At 56.2% G+C, this 26,682-nt stretch carries 27 protein-coding genes and 4 pseudogenes; 24 read left to right on the forward strand and 7 right to left on the reverse strand.

Going from position 1 to position 26,682, the window contains the following annotated elements:
• Positions 1-16 precede the first annotated feature (16 nt).
• The 6 genes and pseudogenes from ACR0B3_RS21680 to ACR0B3_RS21705 all read left to right on the forward strand — a co-directional run bounded on the left by ACR0B3_RS21680 (position 17) and on the right by ACR0B3_RS21705 (position 5,321).
• A pseudogene (locus tag ACR0B3_RS21680) lies at positions 17-429 on the forward strand (DUF1989 domain-containing protein).
• 128 nt (positions 430-557) lie between these two features.
• Positions 558-1,751, forward strand: a pseudogene (locus ACR0B3_RS21685) (amidohydrolase family protein); the annotation flags it as partial.
• Between the two features lie 213 nt (positions 1,752-1,964).
• Positions 1,965-2,852, forward strand: a pseudogene (locus tag ACR0B3_RS21690) (polysaccharide deacetylase family protein).
• Positions 2,852-4,134 (forward strand): annotated as a pseudogene (locus ACR0B3_RS21695) (amidase family protein). The pseudogenes ACR0B3_RS21690 and ACR0B3_RS21695 overlap by 1 nt, the downstream one beginning before the upstream one ends.
• Positions 4,131-4,607: a hypothetical protein gene (locus tag ACR0B3_RS21700; protein WP_480810876.1), complete on the forward strand. Its 477-nt coding sequence runs from the start codon at positions 4,131-4,133 to the stop codon at positions 4,605-4,607. The pseudogene ACR0B3_RS21695 and the gene ACR0B3_RS21700 overlap by 4 nt, the downstream one beginning before the upstream one ends.
• 81 nt (positions 4,608-4,688) lie before the next feature.
• Positions 4,689-5,321 (forward strand): FMN-dependent NADH-azoreductase, encoded by a 633-nt coding sequence (locus tag ACR0B3_RS21705; protein WP_480810877.1) that lies wholly within the window; start codon positions 4,689-4,691, stop codon positions 5,319-5,321.
• 74 nt (positions 5,322-5,395) lie between these two features.
• On the opposite strand, the gene ACR0B3_RS21710 is transcribed toward ACR0B3_RS21705, so the two are convergent.
• Both ACR0B3_RS21710 and ACR0B3_RS21715 read right to left on the reverse strand, forming a co-directional pair.
• A complete protein-coding gene (locus tag ACR0B3_RS21710; RefSeq protein ID WP_480810878.1) occupies positions 5,396-6,034 on the reverse strand; it encodes an alpha/beta hydrolase in 639 nt (212 codons plus the stop codon).
• 2 nt (positions 6,035-6,036) lie between these two features.
• Positions 6,037-6,333 (reverse strand): hypothetical protein, encoded by a 297-nt coding sequence (locus ACR0B3_RS21715; RefSeq protein WP_480810879.1) that lies wholly within the window; start codon positions 6,331-6,333, stop codon positions 6,037-6,039.
• A gap of 386 nt (positions 6,334-6,719) precedes the next feature.
• On the opposite strand from ACR0B3_RS21715, the gene ACR0B3_RS21720 reads away from it, so the two are divergent.
• The 16 genes from ACR0B3_RS21720 to ACR0B3_RS21795 all read left to right on the forward strand — a co-directional run bounded on the left by ACR0B3_RS21720 (position 6,720) and on the right by ACR0B3_RS21795 (position 21,534).
• Positions 6,720-8,192 carry an amidase gene (locus ACR0B3_RS21720; RefSeq protein WP_480810880.1) on the forward strand — a complete coding sequence of 491 codons (1,473 nt, stop codon included), beginning with the start codon at positions 6,720-6,722 and terminating at the stop codon, positions 8,190-8,192.
• 89 nt (positions 8,193-8,281) lie between these two features.
• Positions 8,282-8,668: a hypothetical protein gene (locus ACR0B3_RS21725; protein WP_480810881.1), complete on the forward strand. Its 387-nt coding sequence runs from the start codon at positions 8,282-8,284 to the stop codon at positions 8,666-8,668.
• A gap of 94 nt (positions 8,669-8,762) precedes the next feature.
• Entirely contained in the window at positions 8,763-9,770 is a 1,008-nt protein-coding gene (locus ACR0B3_RS21730) for a sugar ABC transporter substrate-binding protein (protein WP_480810882.1), read from the forward strand.
• Positions 9,771-9,795: 25 nt separating this feature from the next.
• The gene (locus ACR0B3_RS21735; protein ID WP_480810883.1) at positions 9,796-11,352 is read left to right on the forward strand and encodes a sugar ABC transporter ATP-binding protein; all 1,557 of its coding nucleotides are present in this window, start codon (positions 9,796-9,798) and stop codon (positions 11,350-11,352) included.
• Positions 11,349-12,338 (forward strand): ABC transporter permease, encoded by a 990-nt coding sequence (locus tag ACR0B3_RS21740; RefSeq protein ID WP_480810884.1) that lies wholly within the window; start codon positions 11,349-11,351, stop codon positions 12,336-12,338. The genes ACR0B3_RS21735 and ACR0B3_RS21740 overlap by 4 nt, the downstream gene beginning before the upstream one ends.
• 69 nt (positions 12,339-12,407) lie before the next feature.
• Positions 12,408-13,343, forward strand: a complete 936-nt coding sequence (locus ACR0B3_RS21745; protein WP_480810885.1) for a LysR substrate-binding domain-containing protein — start codon at positions 12,408-12,410, stop codon at positions 13,341-13,343.
• A gap of 180 nt (positions 13,344-13,523) precedes the next feature.
• The gene (locus tag ACR0B3_RS21750; protein WP_480810886.1) at positions 13,524-14,636 is read left to right on the forward strand and encodes an ABC transporter substrate-binding protein; all 1,113 of its coding nucleotides are present in this window, start codon (positions 13,524-13,526) and stop codon (positions 14,634-14,636) included.
• A 121-nt stretch (positions 14,637-14,757) separates the two neighbouring features.
• Positions 14,758-15,618 (forward strand): ABC transporter permease, encoded by an 861-nt coding sequence (locus tag ACR0B3_RS21755; RefSeq protein WP_480810887.1) that lies wholly within the window; start codon positions 14,758-14,760, stop codon positions 15,616-15,618.
• A 3-nt stretch (positions 15,619-15,621) separates the two neighbouring features.
• Complete coding sequence (locus tag ACR0B3_RS21760; protein ID WP_480810888.1) at positions 15,622-16,419, forward strand: ABC transporter permease; 798 nt, start codon at positions 15,622-15,624, stop codon at positions 16,417-16,419.
• Between the two features lie 59 nt (positions 16,420-16,478).
• Positions 16,479-17,564, forward strand: a complete 1,086-nt coding sequence (locus tag ACR0B3_RS21765; RefSeq protein WP_480810928.1) for an ABC transporter ATP-binding protein — start codon at positions 16,479-16,481, stop codon at positions 17,562-17,564.
• Positions 17,565-17,586: 22 nt separating this feature from the next.
• Positions 17,587-18,258, forward strand: coding sequence for an SGNH/GDSL hydrolase family protein (locus tag ACR0B3_RS21770; protein ID WP_480810889.1), 672 nt, complete (start codon positions 17,587-17,589; stop codon positions 18,256-18,258).
• A 57-nt stretch (positions 18,259-18,315) separates the two neighbouring features.
• On the forward strand, positions 18,316-18,708 hold the full coding sequence (locus tag ACR0B3_RS21775) for a hypothetical protein (RefSeq protein WP_480810890.1): 393 nt from the start codon (positions 18,316-18,318) through the stop codon (positions 18,706-18,708).
• A 114-nt stretch (positions 18,709-18,822) separates the two neighbouring features.
• On the forward strand, positions 18,823-19,722 hold the full coding sequence (locus tag ACR0B3_RS21780) for a LysR substrate-binding domain-containing protein (RefSeq protein WP_170687085.1): 900 nt from the start codon (positions 18,823-18,825) through the stop codon (positions 19,720-19,722).
• A 104-nt stretch (positions 19,723-19,826) separates the two neighbouring features.
• Entirely contained in the window at positions 19,827-20,525 is a 699-nt protein-coding gene (locus ACR0B3_RS21785; RefSeq protein ID WP_480810891.1) for a GDSL-type esterase/lipase family protein, read from the forward strand.
• A gap of 26 nt (positions 20,526-20,551) precedes the next feature.
• Positions 20,552-20,950 carry a hypothetical protein gene (locus tag ACR0B3_RS21790; protein ID WP_480810892.1) on the forward strand — a complete coding sequence of 133 codons (399 nt, stop codon included), beginning with the start codon at positions 20,552-20,554 and terminating at the stop codon, positions 20,948-20,950.
• A 2-nt stretch (positions 20,951-20,952) separates the two neighbouring features.
• Positions 20,953-21,534 (forward strand): invasion associated locus B family protein, encoded by a 582-nt coding sequence (locus ACR0B3_RS21795; RefSeq protein ID WP_480810893.1) that lies wholly within the window; start codon positions 20,953-20,955, stop codon positions 21,532-21,534.
• 82 nt (positions 21,535-21,616) lie between these two features.
• Here the strand turns inward: ACR0B3_RS21795 and ACR0B3_RS21800 are convergent, their stop codons facing one another.
• A complete protein-coding gene (locus ACR0B3_RS21800) occupies positions 21,617-21,985 on the reverse strand; it encodes a winged helix-turn-helix transcriptional regulator (protein ID WP_480810894.1) in 369 nt (122 codons plus the stop codon).
• A 185-nt stretch (positions 21,986-22,170) separates the two neighbouring features.
• Between ACR0B3_RS21800 and ACR0B3_RS21805 the strand changes: the two genes are divergently transcribed.
• Positions 22,171-23,136: an MBL fold metallo-hydrolase gene (locus tag ACR0B3_RS21805; protein WP_480810895.1), complete on the forward strand. Its 966-nt coding sequence runs from the start codon at positions 22,171-22,173 to the stop codon at positions 23,134-23,136.
• 164 nt (positions 23,137-23,300) lie between these two features.
• Entirely contained in the window at positions 23,301-23,453 is a 153-nt protein-coding gene (locus tag ACR0B3_RS21810; protein WP_480810929.1) for a CGNR zinc finger domain-containing protein, read from the forward strand.
• Here ACR0B3_RS21810 and ACR0B3_RS21815 read toward each other — a convergent pair.
• From ACR0B3_RS21815 to ACR0B3_RS21830, 4 genes are read right to left on the reverse strand one after another with little or no spacing between them, the layout of a single operon-like run.
• Complete coding sequence (locus ACR0B3_RS21815) at positions 23,446-24,303, reverse strand: SDR family oxidoreductase (protein WP_480810896.1); 858 nt, start codon at positions 24,301-24,303, stop codon at positions 23,446-23,448. The genes ACR0B3_RS21810 and ACR0B3_RS21815 overlap by 8 nt on opposite strands.
• Before the next feature lie 59 nt (positions 24,304-24,362).
• Positions 24,363-24,926 carry a TetR/AcrR family transcriptional regulator gene (locus ACR0B3_RS21820; protein WP_480810897.1) on the reverse strand — a complete coding sequence of 188 codons (564 nt, stop codon included), beginning with the start codon at positions 24,924-24,926 and terminating at the stop codon, positions 24,363-24,365.
• A gap of 4 nt (positions 24,927-24,930) precedes the next feature.
• Positions 24,931-25,992: a flavin monoamine oxidase family protein gene (locus ACR0B3_RS21825; protein ID WP_480810898.1), complete on the reverse strand. Its 1,062-nt coding sequence runs from the start codon at positions 25,990-25,992 to the stop codon at positions 24,931-24,933.
• Positions 25,993-25,995: 3 nt separating this feature from the next.
• The gene (locus tag ACR0B3_RS21830; protein WP_480810899.1) at positions 25,996-26,679 is read right to left on the reverse strand and encodes an SDR family NAD(P)-dependent oxidoreductase; all 684 of its coding nucleotides are present in this window, start codon (positions 26,677-26,679) and stop codon (positions 25,996-25,998) included.
• Positions 26,680-26,682: the final 3 nt, after the last annotated feature.

A 26,682-nucleotide genomic window follows, 5' to 3' on the forward strand; every position in this document is an offset into this window, starting at 1 on the left:
CGAAGAATACAGCTCGATGGAGCACCTGCAAACGTCGCTGCTGTCGATCTTTCCTAAGGTGGGTGATGGGGTAACATCCAACCTGCGCAGACCTCTCATGACGATTACCGAAGATACATCGCCCGGTATCAGCAGTTGGGTCTTACGGAATTTCACGAAAACTGTGCTGATAATCTGCGTCAATCTATGTTGGCAATTGGGCTTCGGGCACCGGCGATCCCGGCACCATTCAATCTTTGGATGAATGTGCCGGTACAACCGGATGGCAGCCTCAGCTTTGAGCCGCCTGTATCCAAACCCGGCGATTACATGTCGTTCCGTGCCGAATTGGATGTGATTGCGGTCAGGTCGGCGTGCCCGCAGGATGTAACACCCGTGAATGGCAAATGCACCTCACCTGCTAGGTTGGAACTTAGGGTCGAGAGTTAAGGCAGCCAGAGATGTCAGCCATGCTTCTCTGGGGTCGTTGGGTTGTTGTATCAGCTGATGACGTGCGCACCGATACCGCGGTAGTGCTGCGCAACGGTTGTGTTCTTGAGATCGGTCCAGCCCAAGAGATGCGGCAGCGTCACGCAGGTATCCCTGAACATGGCGGGCCCGACTGTGCCATTCTTCCCGGGCTGATCAACGCACACCATCATTGCTATGGCGTCGAACTTGCCAACCAGAATGTAAAAGACGATTTCCTTGAGCCCTGGATGTTCTGCGGGCCTGCCCTTGCGGGGTTGTCTCCCTATGTTTCGTCTGCGCACGCGGCGCTGAGGTTGCTGAAAACGGGCGTGACTGTGGTTGTGGACATGTGCTCTGCGGGGCCGTCTCGAGACGTCGGGGAAATGCGACTGCTGCAAAAGGCAGAAGCCTACCGTGATGCGGGATTGCGTGCCGCTATTGCGCCGGGCGCACGTTGGAAAAACCGTATAGTCCATGCTGCAGGAGAGGAGGCGGGCTTCCTCGCCACGCTGCCAAAAGAATTGCGTGACGACTTGGTGCGCAGCGAAGCCCGACGTCAACGCCTGTCGCCTGAGGCCTATTTTGAGCTTATGGATACGTTGATCCGCCAGAGTGACGGCTTGCGCGACTTTTGGTTCGGTCCAACTGGTCCACAATGGACGCCGGATACGGTTCTTGCGCAAATCGCCAAAGAGGCCGAGCGGTTAGATACACGCATACAGACACATGTCTTGGAGAGCTTTTACGAAGGAATCGAAAGCCCTCGGGTCCGGGGCAAGCGTTTGATGCAGCATTTCGCCGATCAAGGCATCCTGACTGAACGGCTGTCACTAGCGCATGCGGTATTGGCAGGGCCTGAAGATATCGAGGATCTGGTCAATAATGGCGTTCAGATCAGCCACAATCCCGGCTCGAACCTGCGCCTGCGTTCGGGCATCGCACCTATTGCTGAAATGATTGATTCTGGCGTGAACGTCGCGCTCGGCATGGATGGTACCACCCTGGGTGGGGCCGAGGACATGTTTGCTGAAATGCGCTTGGCTTTGGCGCTGAACACCCCATCACATCACTCGGCCAAGACGTTGATGGCGCGTGACGTATTCGCGTTGGCAACACAGGGAGGGGCCGCGTTGATGGGCCGGGGTCAGGAATTGGGCCAGTTACATCCGGGTTTTTGCGCGGATGCGGTTGTGCTGGACCTAAACCGCATGCTGTCACCCTGGTGTGCTCCAGGCGTTGACCCCATCGAATTGATCGTAAGTCGCGCCAACGCGCAGGATGTGCGCGACGTCATCGTGAATGGGGAACTGGTGATAGATCAAGGGACCCTGACAGGCCTGAATGAAGATCGCCTTATGAGCGATCTGCGCGCCGAACTCGACCAAAGTCCGCCCGATGATATGGCCCTGACCATGGCGAGCAAGCTGCGCCCGTTCTTACTGGACTGGTACGCCCAATGGGAGCGCGCCGACACAGCGCTATGGTGCACCAGCGGTAAAACAAGGAGAGATTTGATGATCCGAAACCCGATCAAATGGCCCAACGGCGCCCGCTGCGCCTGCGCAATCAGTTTCGATATTGATGCCGACAGCCTGATCCATATCTCGCGCCCAAGAGACGGACATGACCGGCTATATCCGATTTCGATGGGCCGCTACGGCCCCACCGTGGCGATCCCGCGCATTCTAGAGACCTACCGGAAATTTGGCCTCAAACAATCCTTCTTCGTCCCGGGGTGGGTGGTCGAGCAATACCCGGATACGATGGAAATGATCCTCGAGGATGGTCATGAGATTGGACATCACGGGTATCTTCACGAAGACCCTACTGCGCATGGTCCGTCCGAGCAACGCGAATGGTTTGAGCGTTCTCTCGACAGCCACAAGCGGATCATTGGAAACACACCCAAAGGGTACCGCGCCCCGGTCTATAATGTGAATCAGACGGTCATCGATTTAATGATCGAACATGGGTTTGAATATGAAAGCTCGTTGATGGCCGACGACATCCCTTACCTGATGAAGACGGATAAGGGGTCGCTCGTGGAACTTCCGGTGCATTGGGGAACAGATGACTGGCCGCCTTTCGCGCATTATGACGAGATTGGCTATATGTTGCCGGTCGCTTGACCTAGTCAGGGTCTTGAAGGGTTCTGGGAAGAGTTCGAGGCACAATATGAATATGGTGGCTTCTGGCTGGCTATCTGGCACCCATTCCTGACCGGTCGTTTGGCGCGCTGGCGTCAGGTCGAGCGATGGCTCGAAGCTATTCTCGAGCGTGGGGACGTTTGGATTGCGACTATGTCCGAGATTGTAGCCCATGTCCGGGCTGAAGCCGAAAAAGATCCAGCCGCCGTCCGTGTTGAAGAACTGTCTTACTATACCAAACCCGTCCTGTTTTGATGACTGCGCAAAGCAACCTTGCCCACGCTTTAGGGCGTACAGACCAGCCGTCTGCGGCCAATGTGTTTCTGACACGTGGTGCCGAGAGTGCACTGGAGATTGCTCGCCTTATTGACGCCACACCCGCGGCGGATCTGGTGCTGGCTGGGCAGGTTGTGATCATCAAGGGCAATATCGATATCGAAGGCCTAAGCACCACTGCTGGAACCCGTACGTTTTACGCGAAGACCGCAACCGGCTCAGCCCCGTTGGTGCAGCAAATTGCTTCGGCGGGTGGCGTGCCACTAGGCCATGCCAATATGTCGGAATACGCCTTTAGCGGGCTGGGTCTGAACCCACATTTTGGCACACCCGCAAATGGGCTGGATGCCAGCTTAGTTCGAGGGGGTCATCCAGCGGCTGCGCTTCTGCGGTTGCGATGGGCATCGCGGATTTGGCGATTGGATCGGACACCTCAGGCTCGACGCGCGTACCAGCGGCGTATCAGGGTATCTATGGGTTCCGCCCGACAATGGGCCGCTATTGTGGTGCAGGTATTCTGCCACTGGCACCTTCGCTTGATACGCCGGGTCCCTTGGCCCGCGATATGGCAGGCATTCGTGCGTTGGATGCTGAGATTTGCAATCAAACCCCGCTCGTTGAAAATCTCGGCCTACCGCGCATCGTGATCCCCGACGAAGACAGCCTTGGCACGTTGGCGCCCGAGATTGCCGCGCTGTTGCCCATTGCGCAGCGCGCATTGCAAACGGCGGGATATTCAGTCGCGTCCCTTGCCATCCCGGTATTCTCGCAGATACGAAACAGTTTTGAGCGCGAAGGTACCCTGGTCGCGGCCGAAGCGCCGGATGTTTTGGCAAGGTTCGCTCCGCTGAACCATCCGGATATGGATCCCAACGTGCGCAGGCGGATCGCGCAGGGGCCGTCGATAGATCCCGGCAAGCTGGCGCGCCTCAGGGCGCTGCGCCTAGGGGCCCAACGGGCGGTGACAAACCTGTTGGGCGACGCGTTTCTGCTTATACCCACTGTACCGAAATTGCCGCCCACACTTGCATCGGTGCAAGACGATGCTGAACAGTTCGCCTTTGAAAACGCGAAGGCGCTCAGCCTGACCATGCTCAGCGCGTTTCTGGACCTGCCTTCGTTGGCCATGCCTGTAGCAGGGCGTTTTCCCGGTCAATCCCTGATGCTGTGCACCGCCACGGGTTGTGACGATGCAATGTTGAACGCGGCAGTTGATATCGCCCAACTCCTTCTCTCCCTAGAAATCAGAGTATTCGCATGACCGAACAGACCCAAATTGCTGCGGACCGGGTCGAGATTGCCCGATTGATCAAACGCCAGTTTCGCGCCCTGTGTTGGGATGAAGCGAACCCGCCCGATCTGGACGCACTGAACGCGGCATATGTCGAGGGCGCGCAGCTCTTTGCTTCAGCCCGACCCGCCAAGGCCCAATCAGCGCAAGCATTTGGAGAACGGATGCAAGATCTGCGCGATACCGGAAAGATCCCTGTCTTCGAAGAAAAAGGCGTTGGGATGCATATCTGGATCGCGGGCAACGTAGCCGTGGCCATGGCAGGTTGCGAAATGCATGAAAACCGCAGCGATATTACCGAGGACATAAGCGCCTTTTTGTTGATCAAGAACTCCGACGGTTGGGCCATTGCCTCACAAGCATGGGACATCCTGCCCTCGATTGCTGACGCGTTTGCGGCAACCGGTCTGACTGCAGACCGGTTCGACGTCCGATCCCCCTGACATAACTGGAGACCATTGATATGTCGAAGAAACTACTGGTCGTGCATTCCAGCGCGTGAGAGCCGTTCGCTGACGCGCGAGTTGGCACAGATTTTTGAGGATAGCTGGACCGCCTCGGGTGGCGGAGCGGTTACGCATCGCGACGTGGGCGTGAACCCGCCCAAGTTCATCTCGGAAGCCTGGATTGATGCCTGTTTTACAGCCCCGGAAAAGCGTAGCAATGCGCAGAACGCTGAACTGGCCGAGTCCGATGAACTCGTCGCTGAAATCATTGAGGCCGATGTCATCGTCCTTTGCGCTCCAATGTACAATTATTCGATGCCTGCCTCGCTGAAAGCTTGGTTCGACCTGATCGCACGGATTGGGGTAACTTTCAGCTTTGATCTCTCACGCGGAGATGTGCCAATTGAACCGATCCTGAGGGGCAAGAAGCTGATCGTTCTGTCCTCGCGCGGCGAGTTCGGATTTGCCGAAGGAGAAACGCGCGCGCACTTGAACGGCTGGATCCAGCTATCCGTGCCAGTGCGCACCATTTGGGTGCTGACGCCCGGGAAATGGAAACTATCGCCATCGAATACCAGGAATTCGGGGATGCGCGTTTTGATGCCTCTGTGGCTGATGCACAGGCGCAGACCAAAGCGGTTGCAGCGCAGCTCGCCGCGTAAACAGCGGCTAACAAAAATACGGTATGCACATCTGTGCATGCCGCAATGAACGCAACCTTTTGTCGGTTCAATCTGGTTGAGAGGTTTAGCTGGCACCCTAAGGAGGGTTGCCAGCTGTTTTCGTCACAATGTTAACCGGCCAAAGCACCGCTCACTTCGCTGAGCGGCAGTTTCACCACTGGCAGGGACCGGAACGTCGCTGAGGCCAAAGCGGTTGATCTCTTCTGGGGACATCCAATGCACGTCATCAGGCCCTGCAACCTCAAGCGTGAACCAATAGAAATCGCGACTGATGCCGATACTGTCATAGAACTGCAAGTACAGTTGATGCTGGGGCGCGTCGCGCGGCAACTCTGCGCCGGTATCCAGGGTGAAACCAAAGACACCAGCCGCCCAACTGTGCACGCCGACACAAGCGCCGGGCTGGATCACGTGGCGTCTTCCCATCAGGGCCATGTCAGTCCCGCCCGAGGCCACAATCCCGTCTGATGGCACAACTGTTGAAATATTCTTTGAGCGAATATAGCGGGTTAACGCCGCCAGCGAGGCTTCGTCATTCGCCGACCCCGGCACGTTCTGCAGCGAAATCGTCGATATGCCGGGGTTTTCTCGGCGGGCTTCTTGAACCGTTTTCAAAGTGTCTTCGTCGATGATTCCGGTCAGAATGAACTGATCGCCGCGCGTCACAATCTCGGTCTGGGGATAACCACACGCGGTCAACAGAGTAAGCAGGGTGGCAGCAAAAGAAATCTTAAGGGACATGATCAGACGCAACCTTTTGATTGCTGAACATCAGCCAGGATCCGCAGACGTTCCTCAAGATCTTCCACTTCATATTCTGCAATATCACTATCCAGCAAAATATCATCATCACCCGTCACAATGCCCGCAATCGTGCTTACGGCAAAGTCCGTATTGGCCTCGTCCAGACGGTATTGCAAAACGGCTTGTTCCTGCTGCAACGCCGAACAACTGCTCGCCACATATCCGGCAGCAATTTCCTCAGGGGTTTCGCAGGCGACAAGGCCTAAGAAGCACAAGCTGGCACCAATTTTTTTCATGTTCATTCCGTTAAGCTTTTCTTGATTTTACGAGCAACGTCAGCCTTAGATCGAAAACGAAAGAATTCCACGCAACAACGCATCAAGATGGCGTGAGGTGGTGCTTCAGCTAATCTGCACGTAGCTTTTGCTTGCCTCCAACCCGGGCTCGGCTTGGGTCCATCTGGACGAAAGCAATTCGATATGCACGTCGATCGATGACCATTTGCCTTAGGCTGTGCCTCAATAAGTCCCTCATAAAAATCGACTTTTATCTATCAAGTTGCGCGCTCACGCATTGGCTGAGCTTTTCTCAGTTGCTGGAATCTGAGGCAGAGCAATTCTGTTTGCATAACTTGCACCCAGCAAAAAACAGGGTGCGTCACGCATAACAGGGAATACGCATCGTGACAGATCTTGCCAAACTCAGCGCCACCGAAACCGCGCTTGCGATACGCGAAAGACGGGTCTCAGCGACCGACGTGATGGCTGCCGCTATCAATCGAATAGAAGCAGCAAACCCCAAGTTGAATGCCTTTGTCTTCACAGCGTTTGACGAGGCGATGAACGTCGCCAAAGAGGCCGACGCGGCTGTCGCGCGAGGTGACGAACTGGGTGTTCTGCACGGCGTACCGACAGCGATGAAAGACCTTTTCGACTTCAAGCCCGGCTGGCCCAGCACTTTGGGCGGGATTCCTCAGCTGAAAGAAAACATTGCCGACATGAAATGCGGCTTTGTCGAAAGCATGGAAAACGCGGGTGCGATCTTTGTCGGCAAAACTAATAGTCCCGCGATGGGCTATCGCGGTACTACTGACAACGTGGCCTTTGGTCCGACTTCGAACCCGTTTGATACCAGTCGCAACGCTGGTGGATCTTCGGGTGGATCCGCAGCGGCCGTGGCGGCGGGGATGTTGCCTTTGGCGGAAGGCACAGATGGTGGCGGCTCGATCCGTATTCCGGCGGCTTGGACCAACACGGTGGGCTATCGCGCAACTGCCGGCCGCACGCCTCTGTTGGTGCGACCGAACGGATTTGCGAATACGCTGCCTTATATCTTTGAAGGCACCATCACGCGCAATGTTGAAGACGCCATTGTTAGCCTGGGTATACTTCAGGGAATGCACCCGGCAGATCCGAACAGCCATAACATGGTCAATGATTTTGCTGATGCTGGTTTGCGCGGCATCAAAGGTTTGAAAATCGGCTTCAGCCCAAACTTGGATGTGTTCCCGGTTGAAGGCGAAGTGTCAGAGGTGATCGCAGATGCGGTCAAGGTCTTTGAACAAGCAGGTGCCGAGGTCGAAGAGATCAAGATCGGTCTGACCCGTGATCAGCGCGAATACAGCGACATCTGGTGCCGCCTCTTCGTGCCCATCATGCGCCACAGCTTTGATGCCATCAAGGCCAGCGGTCTGGATCTTTTGTCGGACGAGCACCGCCACGGCCTTGCCCCGGACCTGCTGGATTGGGTCGAGCGCGTGGGCCCGGGTTACACGGCAGATGACCTTTATCGTGATCTGTCTGTTCGCTCCGAAGTCTTCGATGCCTATCAGGCCACATTCGCGAAATACGACCTGATCGTTTCACCCACCGTGACAGCGATGCCGGTGAAGAACACAGATGACGGCAATACCAAAGGCCCAAGTCAGATCAACGGCGTCGATATCGATCCGCTGATCGGGTGGTGCCCCACCTTCCTGACCAATTTCACGGGCCATCCGTCGGTGTCTGTTCCAGCAGGCCTCGGTTCATCGGGTCTGCCCGTCGGCCTGCATATCGCAGGCCGTCGCCAAGCGGATTGCGACGTACTGGCTGCAGCCGCCGCGTTCGAGCGTCTGCGCCCCTGGAACCAGCACTACGCCCGGATCTCACTTTAATCCGTAAGAACCTCCCCGGCCGACGTCTTGTCTGCCCTGCGCTTCAGGGCGTCGGTCCCCTTATGTCCAAATCCAACAGGAGACAAACTATGAAAACCACTTTGAAAGCACTTGCTCTTTCGGCCGCAATGGTTGTTGGCGCTGCTACGACCGTGATGGCGGAAAACCGTCCTATTACTGACGCTGTGATCGTCGAATATCTGGAATTCAACCTGGTCGATGGCGCGAACCCTGATGAGTTCCTGCGCGAGACCCTTGCGATGGATGAGGTCCTGGAGGGCTACGACGGCTTTGTGGCCCGTCACCTGGCCCGCAACACCGATGGCTCATGGGTCGAGGTCGTCTATTGGACCTCGCTGGAAACGGCCGAAGCCGCCTTGCCGCGCTTTGTTGAAGACCCGCGCACCAAGGGTTTTCTTGCGCTGGTCAATAGCGACTCGCTGTCGGTGAAATACTCCAACGTCTTCGAATTCTAGAACCGACAGGTGCGGCGCAGAATCTGGGCCGCACCCAACAATTATTCTCCGCGGAAAAACGCGCCTCTTCCCCAACAAAACAACAGGGATACCTATGAAAAATCTAGCCAAGAAAATCGCTGTCAGCTTCGCGCTGATATCCGCTGCTGGCACGGCCAGCGCTGAAGACATCAAATCGATCACCACCGAGCAAGTTCGTTCCGCGGCCGCCGATGCCTGTGCCGACGGCAAGGAGTACAAGGTGGCCTATAGCCATTCGGTCTCTGAGGTGATCATCGTCAAGCAGGTGCGCCGCTTTGCCACGGAACGTGCGGCTGATCTGGGCTGTGTCACCGTCCTGCACGACAACACGCAGTCGAATAATCTGGAACAGCAGATCAATGCGATCCAGGGCTGGATCACATTGGGCGTGGACGCCATCGTGGTGCTGCCAATCGAACCCACCGCATTGCAGCCGTTACAACGTCAGGCCCAGGCACAAGGCATCAAATGGCTGACTTATCTGGGCCAGATGGAAGGATCGGACGGGTTTGTGGGCTTCGACCACGCGCAATCCGGTCAGATCGTGGCCGATGCTGCTGTCGATTGGGTCAAAACCAATAACATCGAAGATGCGAAGGCACTTGTTACAACCCTAACACCTCTTCCTTCGCTCAGCCCGCGCTGGACCGAAGTCAAGCGGATCTTTGAAGAGAACGGGATCGAAGTTGTGGCTGAACAGGATGCCGCTGATCAAACCAACGGCCTGCGTGTGACGGAAACAGTTCTTCAGCAACATCCTGATCTGGATATCGTGATTGGCATGGCCGATGACGCAGCTGTTGGCGCGCTGCGTGCGATCAAGCTGGCTGGTGCAAACCCCGATGCCATGTTCGTGGCCGGTCAGGATGGCTCGGTCGAGGCGCTGACCGCGATCAAGGATGGAGGCGCTTATCGGGCGTCGGCGGCAATTCTTTTGAACGAGTTGGGTGCCAACATCGTCGATCAGGCGCTTAACGCGGTGCGCGGCAATGGTCCGGCCTTTGCCTATACGCCGACAGTGCTGGCCACCCATGACGATCAGGCGCTTCTGGATCAGTTGCTGGCCAATTTCGATAACTGAAGCCCGACCAACGAGGAGTAATTCGATGACTTTGCCAGAGCGACTTGAGGTGAAAGACCTCCGCAAGTCCTACGGATCGGTTGTCGTCCTCAAAGGGGTGGACCTTGTGGTGGAGGCCGGCCAAGTGCTGGCCTTCCTCGGCGCCAACGGGGCCGGAAAATCCACCCTTCTGAATTGCGTAAGCGGAGCACAGGATGCGGATACGGGGGATATCCTGGTCGAGAACGCATCGCTGCGGGGGCTGAACCCCCGGCAGGTTCAGGATCAGGGCGTTGCGATCATTTATCAGCATTTTCAGGTGTTCGAAGGACTGAGCGTGGCCGAGAATATCTTTCTCGGTCATGAGATCCGGCGCGGTGGCCGCGTGGACCGCCACGCTCAGAACCGGCAGGCCCGAGAGCTTTTGGAACGGTTGGGGGTCGATGGAATTGACCCGCGCACCGACTTGGGTTCGCTGGGGGTCGGCGAACGCAAAGTCGTCGAGATCGCCCGCGCGTTGCGTTTGAAACCCAAGTTTCTGATCCTGGACGAACCCACGGCCTCGTTGTCAGACAAAGAGGCCAAAGCCCTGCACGAGGTGATCCGCCAAGCAGTTGCGCGTGACGGGATCGGGGTAATCTACGTCACCCATTTCCTGGACGAAATCCACAAGATTGCGGATCAGGTCACAATCCTGCGCGATGGCCGCATCCTTTGGACCCGTCCGGTGGCTGAAGTGTCCATCGCTGATATGACGGATGCGATTTCACCTGATGCCTTGATGACCGGTCTGGATAAGACACCGTTTCAGGCCGACGGTCCGGAAGTTGTTCGGATGGACGAGCTGACGACTGATTTCGTGGGTCCAATCAACGTTGCGCTGCACCCCGGAGAAGTTCTGGGCATTTACGGTTTGATGGGGGCGGGGCGTACCGAATTGCTGGAATGCCTGTCAGGTGCGGCGCCGCAATCCGGGGGCCAATTGATGATCGAGGGAGACGCCTGCCATTTCCGCTCACCACGAGCGGCGCAGGAAAAAGGTGTGGCTCTGGTTGCAAGTGATCGAAAAGAGCAAAGTCTGTTCTCCAGTTTCTCGGCAGTTGAAAACCTGTTGGTGCCGCATCTGGGCCGTTCTCCGATGCCGAGGATGCTGCGTAATTTCAACCGTGAGGGGCTTGCCTTTGAGCGCGCTGCGCGGAGGCTGAACATCCAGCCTCCGAACCCGCGTATGCAAGGCCAGCGCTTTAGCGGTGGGAATGCACAAAAGATCATGGTCAGTCGCTGGTTGATTGATGGGGCAGGGGTCAAGCTTCTGCTGCTGGATGAGCCAACCCAAGGTGTCGATATCGGTGCCCGGCATGAGCTGTATGAGGCGCTGGCTGAAGTCAAGCGCAAGGGCACAACCATCATCGTCGCCAGTTCGGACGCGACCGAGATCTGTTTGCTGGCGGACAAGGTCCTGGTTCTGGGGCGGGGGCAACAGGTGGCTCTGATTGAAAATCCACATGACGAAGAACTGCTGATCGAGCTGGCTCACAGGGCCGAACATGGAAACCAACAGGATGTCCCGGCAGGTGAGACAGAGATGGGAGTGATGCAATGACTGATACGGGACTGACACGCAGCGCAACAGGTGCTCCGCTTGAATCCAAAGCCGAAAAAGACTGGTTTGAACTGGCTGTGGCCGCCGCCCTGCCCATGGCAATCGCCTTGTTGGCGCTGTTTTTCTATATCAAGGCGCCGGTCTTTATGACGGTGAACAACTGGATCGCAATCTCGGTGCAGGTTTCGGCATTGATGACGATCTCGATCCCTTTTTCGCTTTTGTTGATGGCGGGCAAGATCGATCTTTCTGTTGGCTCAACACTTGCGCTGTGCGGAGTCGTCGCTGGTTTAAGCTTTGAGCCACTGGGGATCACTGGCGCTGTGTTGCTGACATTGGTTGTCGGGACGGTGGTTGGCACGATCAACGGCGTGTTTGTGTCATCGTTGGGCATGTCACCGATCATCGTCACGCTGGGAACGCTGACATTGATCCGGGGGCTGGCACAATGGTTGGCCCCAAACCCGATCTTTGGATTTCCCGAAGAGTTTCTGATCATCGGCTACGAGCGTGTCCTGGGCCTTCCGATCCTGACGTGGATCATGCTTGCCGTGATCGCGTTGGGTGTCGGGGTCATGGCATTGCTGCCAATTGGGCCGCAGATTGTTGCGCTGGGCGTAAACAAGCGCGCCGCGTTCCTTGTAGGCCTGCGTGTCAAAGCGATTGGGATCGGCCTTTATGCGGCAACCGGGTTCTTCGTGGCCGTGGCCGCGTTGATGAGCATCTCACGTATCAATTCGGCCCCAGCTGGAACGTTGGGCATTGGGGTCGAACTCAGTGTTCTGACCGCCGTCCTGCTGGGTGGCATTCCATTTACGGGCGGCAAGGGCTCGGTCCTGCGGGTGGTTTTGGGGGTCTGGTTGCTGGGCATGTTGTCAAACGGGTTGATTCTGATGAATGTGCCAACTGAGTTGAGTCTGATGACAACAGGTATCGTTCTGATTGTGGCCGCCGGGCTCGACGTCTTGCGCGCGCGACGAAGTTGATCGCAGACTGAGACGATACGGCCTCTCCGCCCGCGGGGAGGCCGGACCTTATTGGGAGGAGGTCCGACAGTGAAAAGATTGCCACCTCTGACGAGCCTTCAAGCGTTCGAGGCCGTGTCGCGCCACATGAGCATCAAGCTGGCGGCCGAAGAATTGCTGCTGACACCTACCGCGATCAGCCACCGACTTAAGACGCTGGAAACCCAGCTTGACGTACAGCTTTTTCATCGACTGACCCGATCCCTGAAACTGACCACCGAAGGCGAGCTGCTGCGCCCATTTGTGAAAGACGCGTTCTGCAATCTGAAGCAGGGTATCGAACAATTGGGCACCGATGAAGTCGAGGGTGAGCTGATCGTGACCACCACACGGTCTTTCGCCTGGAGCTGGCTCAGCCCGCGTCTGCCTAGCTTTAGCCGCCTGTATCCCGAGCTTGAGGTGAAAGTCATCGCCTCGGACACGGTGTTGGATTTCGCCCGCTTCAGCGTGGATGTGTCCATAAGATACACGGATTCTCCTGACCCTTCGGAACATGCAGCCTGGGTGCTAGATGATTATGTGACGCCAATTTGCTCGCGTCAGATGGAGAAGAAGATCCGCAAGCCCGAAGATCTTCTAAGCCGTGATCTGGTGGAATATGAATGGCTGGGATTTGAAGAGGGTGATCCGAACTGGTGTGTCTGGTTCAAGTCGGTTGGTATCGATGCCAAAGGCATTCGACCAATTGCCCATTTCAGCGATGAGATCATGTGTATCGAAGCGGCGATGGACAATCGCGCCGCAGCACTTGTCAGCGTGATTGCTGCGTCGCGCGAGATCGAGAGGGGCCGGATAGCGGCTCCGATCCCATTGGCTTTGCGCGACCGAAGCTATTTTCTGGTGTGCCCACAGGAGCGCGCACAGTCCGCAAAGATCCGCGCCTTTCAGGACTGGTTGCTGCAAGAAGCGGATGTGTTTCGCGACAGCCCATATGGGTTGCGGTTCATTCCGCAGGATCAGAATTGATTCGCATATTCATATCTAAAAAGATCTGAACGCAGTCAGCTGAGTTAAAACCGCTTAATCAGCTTTGTTGAGCGCCCCTTTCAAGGCTGAGAAAAACTTTGCGATGGCTGAAATCTGCTCGATTGTTGGGAAGGGTCAGGTTCCGAATACTCCTTTCATCCAACAAGGGAGGAGCCGAAAATGGCCCGAACCACACTCACGAGACGCGCTTTGCTGAAGTCCGGCGCAGTCGCTGCGGGCGCACTTGCGATCCCGTCGATTGTCCGCGCTCAGTCTAAAACAGAGATGACTATGCTGGCCTGGTATGGCCAAGCCGAGCCTGATGCAGTTGCCGCCTTTGAGGAGCTGAACAACGTCAAGATCACCCCGAAATACTATGTCGGTGGCGAACAGATGCTGGCGCTGTTGGCGCAGTCACCTCCGGGCACTTATGACCTGATCCATGCGGACGCGGAATATGTTCAGCAGTTGGTTCTGGCAAACTTTGTAGAAAAGCTGGATCCGTCAGATTATCACTTTGACGACTTCTATCCTGAGTTCCACAAGTTCCCCGGTCACTGGCATAATGATGAGCTTTATGCTGTCATCAGCCGCTTTGGATTCCTGGGTATTTCACACAACCTGGATGCGGTATCGGTCAAAGAGGCGTCGTCTTATGACATGCTGTGGGACGAAAAGAACCAGGACAAGGTTGGCCATTTCGACTGGCATCTGCCGAACCTTGGCGTTCTCAGCCTGCGCGACGGCAACGCTGCACCATATGACATCGGTGGTGACGCCTGGGCCAAGCTACAGGACACGACGCTGAGCCTGAAACCACAAGTGCGCGGGTTCTATGACTACGGTGGTGTTCTGTCCTCGCTGAAGTCAGGCGAAGTGACCGTGATGCCGGGAATTGGCGAGTGGATCACTGGCGTGCTGCGTCGCGATGGGGCAAATGTCGCCACCACGATCCCGGAGCAGGGCGGCATTCAGTTCACTGAAAGCTTCTCAATCGGACGCGGATCGCGCAATGCCGACTTGGCACGCAAGTTCATCCAGTACACATCCAGCCCCGAAGGGCAGTTCACACTGGCGAACCTGAACGTCTTCCCGGCGATCATCCCGTCCAAAGCTGGATGGGAACGCATGATCAACGAAAAGCCCGAGGACGCCCGTCATCTTGGGATGTTCAAAGGTGATGGCAATTCGATCGATCTGATCCGTAAGGGTCGTATCCATGTTCGACAGCTGCCTGTGCAGCAGGACTTGGCTGACTGGAACGATTTCTGGTCAGCCTACAAGAGCACCTAACCCCTTACCTACTGGGTGCTTACTGTTCCCCGCCATCATTCGTTCTCCCCGATGGCGGGGACGCCTCGCATCACATGCTGACTTTTGGAAGGCTCTGCCCAAGGGGCCAAACGAGTAAAACATGACCTGTTCACTTTCCATCCGGCGACTGTCGCGCCTTGCCTACGGAGGTATCTGGAGCCTTCCGCTGCCGCTGTGGCTGGCCGGGTTCTTTTTAGGGCCGATGATCCTGCTGATCTGGTTGAGTTTCTGGGACGTGAAGAACTTCCTGCTGACGCCCGATTTCCAGTTTGAAAACTGGCAAAAGATGCTGACTGCACCGTATTTCTGGGCGGCCTATCTGCGAACCTTCGTTATCGCGATCAGTGCAGCCGCGCTTGTCAGCCTGATTGCCTTGCCTTGCTCACTTGCGATCAGCTTTTTTCTTGGCGTGCGCGCCCGAATGGTGGTGCTGGGGCTGTTTGTGGTCCCGTTTTTTACCTCCTACCTCGTGCGGGTCTATTCCTGGCAGATCTATCTGACCGAAAATGGCATCGTCATGAAGTTGCTGGCGGCTATCGGGATCAACACAGGTAGCCTGCTGAACACGCCGCTGGCGCTGATGATCGGGCTAGTCACGCTGACGCTGCCGCTGGTGATCGTGATCCAGTCAATCTCGATGCTGTCGCTGGATCGCACTTTGATCGACGCTGCTTATAACCTTGGATGCGGGCCGCGCCGGGTGTTGTTTGCCACCGTTTTGCCAGCGGTCCGTCCGGGGATCGTTCTTGGTGCGCTGTTCGCCTTTATCTTCAGCTTTGGGGATTTCGTGACCGCAACCTATCTGGGCGGCGGCAAGTTCACCACCTTGTCGATCCTCATCGCCGACACCGTGAAATCCGGTCAGCAATGGCCCCGCGCAGCGGTGGTTGCGCTAATGATGATAGCTACCCTTCTGATCACCGCGCTTGCGTCCATCGCATACGCTTACCGGAGGAGCTGAGCCATGCGTGTTTCCCCTTTGACCCGACGTCTGGCCGTTATCTTCATGGGTTTGGCGTTGGTGTTTCTCTACGCCCCAATCCTGACAAATTTTGTGTTCTCGATGAATTCGGATCGGTTCCCGACAATCCCGCTGGGTGGGTTTACGCTGGAATGGTATCGCCTGATCCTGGTGGATGCGTTGGTGATCGACGCCTTCAAGAACACCATCAAGATTGCCCTGATCGTGGCGCCCATTGCCACCATCATGGGGTTTGCTGCGGCCTATGCCGATTACCGCTTCAACTTTATCGGCAAGAAACTGGTGCTGATCTTTGCGCTGATGCCACCGCTGATCCCCCTTGTGGTCATCGGGCTGGCTATGCTGGCCTATCTGTCGCGTATCGGTCTGTCCGGCACGCTGCCTGCCATCATCGTAAGCCACATCGTCCTGACCTCGCCCTTTGCCATGGCCATCATCCGCCTGCGGTTCTCGCAGATCGACGGAGATCTGGAGTTTGCCGCGCAAAACCTGGGGGCCAGCAACTGGCGCGCCTTTTGGGAGGTGATCATCCCGTCAACCAAAACCTCGATCCTGGCGGCATTCCTGCTGTGCATGGCCGTCAGCTTCGATGAATACGCGGTCACCTGGTTTGTGGGCGGTTTGGAAGAGACAAGCTCGGTCCGCATCCTCAGCTTTCTGCAATCGGCGGTAAGCCCTCGCATCAACGCCATTGGGTCGATCACCTTCATCACCTCGATCACCTTGATCCTTGGAGCACAAATTCTGGTGCTGCGTCGCCTGACACGGGGAAATTCATGAACAGTTTGACCGAAATAAATCCCGCGCACGCCGCCGTGCCCGCAGTATTGGAGCGCCCCATGTCGCACGCGAATATCTCGCTGAAGAACATCCGTAAGACCTATGGCGATGCGGTAGCGGTCGAGAACCTGAACCTCGATATCGAAGAAGGCAAGTTCGTCGCCATCATGGGCCCTTCGGGCTGCGGCAAGTCCACCATGCTGCGGATGCTGGCAGGGTTAGAAGACGTCACCGGCGGCGACATCCTGCGTGAAGGACAACACATCAATGAGCTGTCGATCTGGGAACGCGACATGCCCATGGTCTGGCAATCACTGGCCCTGTTCCCATTCCTGACGGTGCGTGAAAATGTCGAGTTTGGACTGCGCATGAAAGGCGTTGGCAGGGCTGAACGCAGAACCCGTGCGCTGGACTGGCTGCAAAAATTGGGGCTCGAGGGCTACGCCGATCGTGGCATTGATCAGTTGTCTGGCGGTCAGCGGCAGCGCGTTGCATTGGCGCGGTGTCTGGTGACAGAACCCTCCGTGCTACTGCTGGATGAACCGCTTTCGGCACTGGATGCGCATTTGTCGGTGCAGATGCAGGGTGAATTGAAACGTCTTCAGCGAGAGTTGGGGATCACCTTTGTCTACGTCACCCACAGCCATTCCGAGGCGTTCTCGATGGCCGACACCGTAGTCATCATGAACCAGGGCCGGATCGAACAGGCTGGTAGCCCCGAAGATATCTATCTACGCCCTGCAACGCCATTTGTTGCGCGCTTTCTGGGGGGGTCATCCATCTTCGAATGCAAGGCGCGCCGCCTGAAAAGCGGCGAACTGGTTCTGGAAGGCCCCGATGGATGTTTCAAATGTACCGGGCCTGAACTGGCAGATTTGGATGAGGGTCAGCAGATCAGCCTGATCGTGCGCGCCGACCAGATCTCGGTCACGGCCAAGGCCGGCTGGGCCGAAAATGAGGTCGCTGCGCGTGTCGTTGGCGAAGAGTTCATTGGTGCCCTGGTCAATCTGCGGCTGGAAACGGCGGCGGGTACGGCCATCACCGTTCAACTGCAACAGCGCGACATGCAAGCGCTGGATATCGAGGTCGGGGCGACGGTCACCGCCAGTTGGCACCCCGAAGACGGCCACATCATCAACGGATAACGACAGATTAAAGGAGCCAATTATGGCCAAGAAGAAGATCCTTGTTTACGGCGACAGCAACACCTGGGGATGGATCGGTGTTGAAGAGGCGTTTCCCTCGACCCGCTATGGCGACGACGAACGCTGGGCCGGTGTGATGGCCGCCGAACTGGGCGACGACTACGACGTTGCGGTCGACGGCTTGACCGTACGCGCCACCAATCTGGACGATGCGATGGACTGGAATGCCATCAAGGCGGATATGTTCAACGGGGCCAAAACCCTGCCGGCCGCGATTGCCCGGGAAATGCCGGTTGATCTGCTGATCATCGCGTTGGGGACCAACGATCTGAAGGCCGAAACCAACCGCTCGGCGGAAGACATCGCCGATGCCATCCTTGATGTCGCCAAAGTGGCCCAAGGCTGCGGCGGCGGCGTGGCCTATCACTATGACGCACCGAAGGTACTGGTTGTTTCACCTGCACCGGTCAACGACATGCCACATCCCGATTTCGCGGGCATGTTTGAGGGCGGCAAAGCCAAATCCGAAGCGTTGGGAGCAGCGCTAAAATCCGCAGCTGACGCGGCAGGTATCGCCAGTTTCGACGCAGGCGCTGTTACCGGCAACGTGCAAGGTGTCGATGGCTTGCACCTGAGTAAAGACCAACACGCAAAGCTGGGCCGCGCCATCGCGGAACGCGTCATATCACTCTGATTTTCAACACCACCACCACTCACATCTACACCCATCATGCAACAGGAGGAGTTAATCATGATGAAACGAGCAACAGGCTTGAAAGCCGCCGCATTGGCGACCACATTGGCCATCGGAAGCATGGGCGCAGCAATGGCCGCTGATCTAAGCAAAGCCGGAACAATCGAATATGTGACGTTCCAGGCGAAAGACGGCGTGAGCGTCGAAGCCATGTCCGAAGCAGCGGCTGGCGGCACCGTGAACGCCAACCTGCACGAAAACTATGATGGCTTTGTTGATCGCTACGTCGCACTGCAGGATGATGGCGTCTGGATCGAAGTCGTCTATTGGGAAAGCGAAGAAGCCGGTCGCGCTGCGCTCGAAAAATTTGTCGCAGATCCGGTGAACAAAGCATTCCTTGATCTGGTCAACGTAGACTCGGTTACCATCACCTATTCCGACATCCACTAATCAATCAAACAGACCGCCCACTCATTGGGCGGTCTGATCTTCTTCGTTTGTGTCTCTTTCATACGGTTTTTTCAGCTTTGTGTGTGCGGACTGTCCATGTCATGAAGGGACAAGATGAAACGACGTTTACCACCCTTGAATGCGATACGTGCCTTTGAGGCCGCAGCCCGGCTGGAAAGTATTTCCGATGCCGCGGACGAGCTGTCGGTGACGCCAACAGCAATCAGCCATCAGATCAGACATCTTGAGAACTTGCTGGATATCAAACTGTTCGAACGCTCGGGCCGCAATATCTCGCTAACGGATCATGGCGCGCGAATGCTGCCGGAAATCACCCGGGGCATGGACAGCCTGGCAGCCGCGTTTGCCGAGACATATGGCAATCTTGATACGAACACAGTCACCATTTCGACCACGCGGGAATTTGCACGCTATTGGTTGCAACCCCGGCTGGGTGATTTCTACGATGCTTTCCCGCAACTCACGCTAAATGTCTTTGCCAGCGAAAACGCGGTAGACATGAGCGGCAGCGAAATCGATGTCGCCGTTCGCTATGGTGCGAAACCGGCAGAGCACAGCGACGAGATCGCGTTATATCAGGAATACTATGTTGCCGCAGTTAGCCGTGCATTGCTGACACCTGACAGAGCCGCACGGATCGAGTTTCTGACCAAACCTCGGCTGATAGATGTGCGTTGGGAGAATTCGTCGCTTACGGCGCCGTCATGGAAAGTCTGGTTTGAAGTTGCTGGTGCAGCCAATTTCGACAGTTACCGCAGAATGAGTTTTGACGCCTATAATTTGGCATTTGATGCCCTGAAACGGGGTCATGGCGCAGCGCTGCTAAGCCGAACGATTGTCAGCTCGGTCGAATTCGACGATAGCTTTGTAGAACTCGAAGGTCCCCAGCTGCCAGGCTACTTTTATCGGGTTCTGCGATCTCCACAGGCAATGCGGAAACGGGCGGTTAAGCAATTCGTTGAATGGTTGGAAGAAACGGCCCGACATCACTGATATGTGAGCGGAATTGGGGCGGTTACCAAAAGGTGCCTGGTTCGAAACGCACTGCGAAGATGATAGTTTTGGCTTGATACGACCCCTGACCAGAGAATCCAAAGATGATCCGAATTTTTGCACTTATAGTCGCCTTGAGTTGGGTTGCGCCTTCATCGGTTTGGGCGGATTTTCGGATACTGGCTTTGGGTGACAGCAACACCTGGGGGTCAAACGCTTCTGGCCCTCGTCATGGGGCTGATGCGCGATGGGGATCGGTGCTGGATACGGCAGTTCCAAACGCCGTAGTATTTGAGGAAGGTCGCATCGGTCGCCGCACTGATCTGGGCGCGGGTCGACCCCTGAAGAATATCGACAGCCCCGTGAAAGCTCCGCTGCCCGAACTGGTGGCGCAACACCTGCCGCTTGATCTGGCAGTGGTAATGCTGGGCACGAACGACTTGCAAACAGGGCAGGGACGTAGCGCACAGCAGATCGCACTTTCGGCCTTTTCACTGGCGCGGATCTTGCTGGAGGGCGGGGTCGAGCAAGTGCTGGTCGTGACCCCTCCACCCCTGACAAATCCAGAGCGGGGTCGTCTGTCGGGTATCTTTGGTAATTCGCAAGCCCTATCGGAACAGCTGTCTCGGGCCTATGCGAAACTCTCCAAGGACACCGGAATTCCGGTCTTTGATGCCGGAGCTCTGATCCGGGCAGATGGCGCGGATGGAGTGCATTTGACGGCTAAATCGCAGCGCGCTTTGGGGCAGTCGCTGGCACCGGTTGTGCAAGATTTGCTGCCTGCTGAGGGAGCGGGCAATTGAACTTCGAAAACAGGAGACCGACCAAGATGAACAGACGCATTTTCTGCACCACATCTCTGGCCGCAATGGCGCTGGCCTCGTCGCCGCTGGCCGCTGCAGATGATCAAATCACTTTCCATTTTTACGGGGCGCTGGACTGCCCGCCCTGCATGGCGTTCAAACGCAATCACTTGGCTGACGTCCAGGCTGAGGGGGCATCGCTGGGCTTTGTCGTCGAAGAAAACATCATCGACAAAACACGAGATGTGCCGAACACCGGTGTCTATGACGACCGCGATCCGATCCTGCGTCTGGCCGCGCCGCAACTGGAATACGTCTACCCACCTATCTTTTTCGTAAGCAGGTCTGGTGAGATTGTCTCGGTGCATGGCCACGAATGGCAAGCAGCCCTGGAAGAGGTGCGCCGTTTGGCAGGTCAAACCTAACGATGCTGGCAAAGCTGTTAAGCGCCGGTGCCAGCCTGTGTATTGCGGGCGTCGCATTTGCGCAGGATCTGCAGGGGCGCGATACCGCCAGCAATTGGCGTAGTACGCATCACTCGTCCCATGGGATATGGAATACGATTTGTGATGAACGCGAAGAATACGGAGTTCTGAAGCAGCGCTGTTACATCAGGTGGGTTGATGTTTATGCCGATCATCCAAAATTCGGGGCGTTGTTCACTTTCATTACGCCCCGGGACGGCGGATCTGGCGATCAGCACGATGTCATGTTCGGGCCAGAGCTTGGTACTGTTTTTCTACCAAGTGGTTTTACCATCACAAAGGATGGTGATGAGATTTGGCGGATGAAGAACGCAAAGTGCCTTTTGCTCGCGAATTGCACGCTGACCCCTGAGGAGTCTGACGCGGTGCTTGAGGCCATGTTTTTAGGAACTTCACTTGAGTTCTCGTTTGTTGACCCGCATCTCCGGCGCATTGATCTTGAATGGTCGTTGGAGGGTTTCTCAGAGGCTTTTGATGTTTATGCAGAGCAATGGGCTTTGCGCAGCAATTCTCAATCGAATTAGGCGGGCAGTTACCGCCATTAGTCTACTTGGTCCAACAGATCAGCGATCGTAAATGCACGCCGTGCTCATAATGTTGCACAGATCAGCTGGGTTTATCTTCCTGGATGTCAGCATTTCCGCTTATGCTGTCGTAGTTGTCGATCACCCAGTTATCCAATGCGCTAATCACCGTTGCCAATGAATGGCCCAAGGGTGTCAACCGATAGTCCACCCGCGGCGGGACTTCACCGTAATCATGGCGGTCAACGAGGTTATAGTGTTCCAGCCGTTTCAGCGTCTGCGTTAGCATTTTTTGCGATATCCCCTCGATCCGGCGCAAAAGCTCGGCGTTGCGTTGTGGGCCTTCCAACAGCAGCGGCACAACCAGCAACGACCATTTGTCACCAATCACTGCGATAATCTCGCGTGAGGGGCACAAGGCGGCATATGGATCCGGTTTGACATCAAACATTTGTTATATCCCCATAGGAACCAAAAGGTGCGTACTTTCCCAAGCGTACCCAGAACAATAATTAGCTTACAGGCTGGCGCAACCAAATTCGCTCAGGACATGTGCAAGCCAGATAACAACCTGCTGAGCACGAAACACCTACGCAAATGGCCGTCACAAGATCGATTGGCCGGATGGAGAAGAACATGGATCAAATCACGAGAAGACAAGTTCTGGGTTCCGCCGCAGCTGCCGCATCCGCAGCTGTGCTGCCTGCGGCGGCTTCGGCCAAAGCACCCTTGGCGACTGGTCAGGCCCCTGGCTACTATCGCCGCAAGGTAGGCGACGCGCAAATCACTGCATTGCTGGATGGATACATCGATGTTGCGCACGGCTTCTGGGTCGGCATCGAAACCGCCACAGTGGAAGATCTGGTGGCCAAGGCCGGTCTGCCTGCAAATGACGCGATCCGCATCGGCATAACATCTTATCTCATCAACCAGGGTGATCGCCTGATATTGGTTGATACCGGTTCGGCCGATTTCTTTGGTCCGACCGCAGGTAAGTTTCTGTCGGCTCTGGCTGCGGCCGGTTATACCCCTGATCAGGTGGATGACATCCTGATCACGCACATGCACCCTGATCACACCGGTGCACTGGTCGAAAGTGGCGTAACAGTATTCCCCAACGCGCAAATTCACATTTCTGGAACCGAGTTCGACTATTGGACCTCGACCACGGAACAGTCGAACGCCCCGGATTTTGCGAAACCATGGTTTGATGCCGCGATTGGCGTCAAGAAGGCCTATGGCGATCAGATCAATGTGTTCACGGGCACTGCCGACGTGATCCCGGGTTTCACTCCGGTTCCGCTTTATGGCCACACACCCGGACACACCGGATACCGCTTGTCGTCGGGCGGCGAAGATCTGTTGATCTGGGGCGACGCCTGCGGTGTGGCGTCGGTTCAGTTCGAACACCCCGAAGCGGGCCTTGCCTTTGACGTGGATGGCGCAACCGGCAAAGTCACCCGCGCCAAATTGCTGGACATGGCCGCAGGCGAGGGTGTTCTGGTCGCATCCGCTCACCTGCCGTTTCCGACCTTTGGCCGTGTTCTCCGCGCAGGCGATGCCTATGACTGGCAGCCTGATGAGTACCGCTTCGAGGTCTGAAAGGGCGTCCCTGATCGAATGCCAAAATCTAACGGTTGGAGCGGGCCTTTGGCTTGCTCCAATTTTTTTCATCGAGGAACAGAAATTGAGCAGCATTTCAAAACACAGCCTGTATCAGGGTCAATGACAGTTAGACCTGAGCGTCCTTCCTAATCGCAAAACTGATAAGGGAATGCTCGCAAGAGAAGAGCGTCTTGGTATTCAATGATATTTCAAAGCGCGGCCGGCGCCGATGGTACAGCATAGAGATCTGCGGCAATCGGAGCGCAGCTGCCACATCTCGATTAGCATCACACGATCAGACAGGGATTAGCTGAGAAACTGTTCAATCACCGCTGTCTGTTGTTTTTTGCCGTCTGGGTCCAGTTCAGTTTTCAGGCGCGTGAACTCTTCGCTCCAATTGGACGTGCGGGTGCGAATGGGCGGGTCCTGAGCATCGACAACATTTATCACGATGGCTGCTACTTGCTCTGACGTCTGGTAGATGTCGCTGCCCCCCATCCGGCTTTGCGCACCGCCCACATATTTCTGCAGAATTGGTAGGTATTCATCATCCAGCATCCCGCCCGTGGCCTCGACATGCTTCATCACGTTGGCTGCAAATTCTGATTGGATGCCGCCGGGCTCGACCGTAGTGAAGTTGATACCAAAATAAGGCGTTACATAGCTGGCCAGCGCCTCGGTATATCCTTCAACAGCGAATTTCGCAGCGCAGTAGATTTCATTGAACGGCTGGCCAACCAGACCGCCAACCGACGAAATAGAGATAACATGGCCCAAACGGGCCTTGCGCATATGGGGCAGAACCGCCTTGGTGCAGCGAACGACACCCATGAAATTCACATCCATCACCCAGGAAATGTCTGATTCGCTGGCCTGTTCTGTTGTGCGGACAAAGCCAGCGCCAGCATTGTTGATAAGGGTATCGATCCGGCCTTCGATTTCAATGATTTGGTCAACGGCAGCAGCTATGCTTGCCGCGTCCTGAACATCCAATGCCAACACGTTTAGTTTCGCACCAGCCGCTTTCGCCGCATCCTCCAGAGCACCCCGTTTTGACAGATCGCGCATGGTTGCATAGACACGATGACCTTTCTGTGAGGCTTGTACTGCGATCTGGATACCAAGTCCGGTTGACGTGCCGGTAATCAGAATGACTTTGGACATTAGAGCCCTCCGGAGCGGTGACGTATGCGCCCCGACGATCAACCGGGTTGCGTCTTAGGTCAACAGCGGGATTTCAAAACATCAACGGCTTCGTCGAAGGTTTTGATGTCTTCTTCGGCGCGGGCGGTTAGATGTGCGCCTTCCAGCAGTGCAAGGGCTGCACGAGCCTCGGATTCGGGATTGGTCACGCCCGAGATGGTTCTGTCCTGCTGGCCAAGCTTAAAAATCGCCTCGATACGATTAACCATCATGGCGCGGAAAGCTCTGATCTTTTGGACCACCTCATCTGACAGGCTTTCGCGGCTGCTGATCAGCGAGACGCAAAGACATAGTGTCTTACCATTGTTGAGCGCATCTCGATATAGCTGGATCAGAGCCCGCAGGCGTTCAGAACCTTTTGCATACTTGGCCTCAATCTTCTGGCATTCACCTTCAAGCACTTTGTGATAACGATCCATCAGTGCAGCGGACAGATTGGCTTTGGTCGGAAAATGATAGTGGATCGAAGCCTTGCGAATGCCCACTGCCTCGGCCAGGTCAGCGTAGCTGAACCCGTCAAATCCGCGCGCACGCGCCGCGTGTTCTGCGACATCCAGCAAAGCAGTTTTGGTATCAGATGTCATACTATCAAACCTTTTCCTTCGCGATCAGGGCAAATGCATCTTCCGCTGCCTCCAAGGCGCCCTCAAGATAGCCCCCGAACTGCGATGCCACTTCGGTTCCGGCAAAAATCAGGCGGTTATCCCAAATCTGCGCCATAGCTTGCGGCAACCCGTATATCGGATGAGCATATAGCGGTTGCTGATCCTCTTCGATAGAGGTGAAGCGATCAAAGGCCCAGTCCTTGATCAGCAGAGTATCGGGTTCAGTGGCGTCAGGGCCAAAAAGGCGCGTTAGCTGGTCTTGCACAGCATGGCGCAAGCGGGATTGATCCTGACGGGCCTGCGGAGGCACACCGATAAATCCAAACAGTGCATATGGTCCGCCTTCGGCAGGTGAGGCATCATGGATTTCGACCATCGGACCGCGACGGCTCATCGCGTCTCCGGACAAGCCATCGTCGCGCCAGAATGGTCGGTTGTATGTGGCGACAGCCTTGGCCTGGCCTGCCATCCAAGTGGGAATGCCGGTCATTGCGCGCAATGTTTCCGGCGGCAGGGCAGGGGCAAAGGCAATCTGGCTGGCGACGCGCGGGGGCAGGGCCAGTACGACCTGCTCCGAAAGCAGTTCCTGCCCGGCTTGTGTTGTCGCCTTTATCCCGTGGCCTGGCTGCGCCAGCGAGACGATGGGATTGGAAAGCAGCAAACGGGATTTGGGTAACCTGATCGCCAGCGCATCCGACAATGAACCAAGCCCACCTTCAAGACGATAAGAGCCTTCCATCGAGGCAAAGCCACGACCGCGTTCGACCCGGCCGTTTTCATCTTCAAAGCTAAGGGCGCCCAGCGAATGCTGATCAAACCGTTTCAAGCCCAGCCGTTCGATCAGCGCGGCAACTCGTGGTTGGCCAGGCCAGAACCAGGCAGGGCCCAGATCGAAGTAACCATTGCCCACACGTTGGGTCAGAATCCGCCCACCGGGCCGATCCCGGGCTTCGACCAACAGAAAGTCGTGGCCTTGGTCCGCCAGCTGCGAGGCGAGCGATAGGCCGGACAGACCAGCGCCGATGATCAAAGTCTCGGTTTTCATGTATCAGAACCCTTCCGAGGCGGGGCGCAGATCCAGCTCATTTGTCCAGGTCGATTGCGGTTGCTGCGCAAGCTGCCAATAGGCATCAGCAATTTCATCGGGTCTCATCATCTTCGCGGGGTCGAGGCTGTGAAGTTCCCGCGATTTTGGGGTGTCAATGATACCGTCAAGAATAACATGCGCGACATGGATACCTGCCGATTGATACTCTCGCGCCAGAGACTGTGTCAGCCCACGCAATGCAAACTTTGCCGAGGCAAAGGCCGAGAATCGCGGACCTCCCCGCAATGATGCGGTGGCTCCGGATACGATCAGTGTACCTCCACCACCGCGAACCATGGGTTGCAACACGCTTTGCCCCAACACGAACAGAGACTGCACCATCGACTTCCAGGTGCGCTTGTAATCGTCCAAAGTGGTTTCTGGGAAAGGTGCGATGACCAGCTCGGCAGTATTGTGAACAACGATTTTCGGGGGGCCATATCGCGCGATAAGCTCGGCGATTACAGGTACAGTGGCATTTGGATCCGCAATATCGATTTGACGGAAGGTGCCGACAGTTTCCGAAGGTTGGGTGCGTCCAAGACCAACGGCTGTCATGCCGCCGGTCTGAAAACGCGCAAGAAGGGACTGGCCAAGGCCAGCCCCTGCTCCGGCGACCAGCGCCAATGGTTTTTCAGCGGCCATGGA

This window comes from Ruegeria sp. CE9 (genome assembly GCF_056537425.1).

Bases quoted from the DNA above. Each gene is read 5' to 3' on its own strand.
- ACR0B3_RS21700 (WP_480810876.1), top strand. From the start codon at position 4,131: ATGACCGAACAGACCCAAATTGCTGCGGACCGGGTCGAGATTGCCCGA.
- ACR0B3_RS21710 (WP_480810878.1), bottom strand. From the start codon at position 6,034: ATGTCCCTTAAGATTTCTTTTGCTGCCACCCTGCTTACTCTGTTGACC.
- ACR0B3_RS21715 (WP_480810879.1), bottom strand. From the start codon at position 6,333: ATGAAAAAAATTGGTGCCAGCTTGTGCTTCTTAGGCCTTGTCGCCTGC.
- ACR0B3_RS21725 (WP_480810881.1), top strand. From the start codon at position 8,282: ATGAAAACCACTTTGAAAGCACTTGCTCTTTCGGCCGCAATGGTTGTT.
- ACR0B3_RS21730 (WP_480810882.1), top strand. From the start codon at position 8,763: ATGAAAAATCTAGCCAAGAAAATCGCTGTCAGCTTCGCGCTGATATCC.
- ACR0B3_RS21735 (WP_480810883.1), top strand. From the start codon at position 9,796: ATGACTTTGCCAGAGCGACTTGAGGTGAAAGACCTCCGCAAGTCCTAC.
- ACR0B3_RS21740 (WP_480810884.1), top strand. From the start codon at position 11,349: ATGACTGATACGGGACTGACACGCAGCGCAACAGGTGCTCCGCTTGAA.
- ACR0B3_RS21750 (WP_480810886.1), top strand. From the start codon at position 13,524: ATGGCCCGAACCACACTCACGAGACGCGCTTTGCTGAAGTCCGGCGCA.
- ACR0B3_RS21755 (WP_480810887.1), top strand. From the start codon at position 14,758: ATGACCTGTTCACTTTCCATCCGGCGACTGTCGCGCCTTGCCTACGGA.
- ACR0B3_RS21760 (WP_480810888.1), top strand. From the start codon at position 15,622: ATGCGTGTTTCCCCTTTGACCCGACGTCTGGCCGTTATCTTCATGGGT.
- ACR0B3_RS21765 (WP_480810928.1), top strand. From the start codon at position 16,479: ATGTCGCACGCGAATATCTCGCTGAAGAACATCCGTAAGACCTATGGC.
- ACR0B3_RS21770 (WP_480810889.1), top strand. From the start codon at position 17,587: ATGGCCAAGAAGAAGATCCTTGTTTACGGCGACAGCAACACCTGGGGA.
- ACR0B3_RS21775 (WP_480810890.1), top strand. From the start codon at position 18,316: ATGATGAAACGAGCAACAGGCTTGAAAGCCGCCGCATTGGCGACCACA.
- ACR0B3_RS21780 (WP_170687085.1), top strand. From the start codon at position 18,823: ATGAAACGACGTTTACCACCCTTGAATGCGATACGTGCCTTTGAGGCC.
- ACR0B3_RS21785 (WP_480810891.1), top strand. From the start codon at position 19,827: ATGATCCGAATTTTTGCACTTATAGTCGCCTTGAGTTGGGTTGCGCCT.
- ACR0B3_RS21790 (WP_480810892.1), top strand. From the start codon at position 20,552: ATGAACAGACGCATTTTCTGCACCACATCTCTGGCCGCAATGGCGCTG.
- ACR0B3_RS21795 (WP_480810893.1), top strand. From the start codon at position 20,953: ATGCTGGCAAAGCTGTTAAGCGCCGGTGCCAGCCTGTGTATTGCGGGC.
- ACR0B3_RS21800 (WP_480810894.1), bottom strand. From the start codon at position 21,985: ATGTTTGATGTCAAACCGGATCCATATGCCGCCTTGTGCCCCTCACGC.
- ACR0B3_RS21805 (WP_480810895.1), top strand. From the start codon at position 22,171: ATGGATCAAATCACGAGAAGACAAGTTCTGGGTTCCGCCGCAGCTGCC.
- ACR0B3_RS21815 (WP_480810896.1), bottom strand. From the start codon at position 24,303: ATGTCCAAAGTCATTCTGATTACCGGCACGTCAACCGGACTTGGTATC.
- ACR0B3_RS21820 (WP_480810897.1), bottom strand. From the start codon at position 24,926: ATGACATCTGATACCAAAACTGCTTTGCTGGATGTCGCAGAACACGCG.
- ACR0B3_RS21825 (WP_480810898.1), bottom strand. From the start codon at position 25,992: ATGAAAACCGAGACTTTGATCATCGGCGCTGGTCTGTCCGGCCTATCG.
- ACR0B3_RS21830 (WP_480810899.1), bottom strand. From the start codon at position 26,679: ATGGCCGCTGAAAAACCATTGGCGCTGGTCGCCGGAGCAGGGGCTGGC.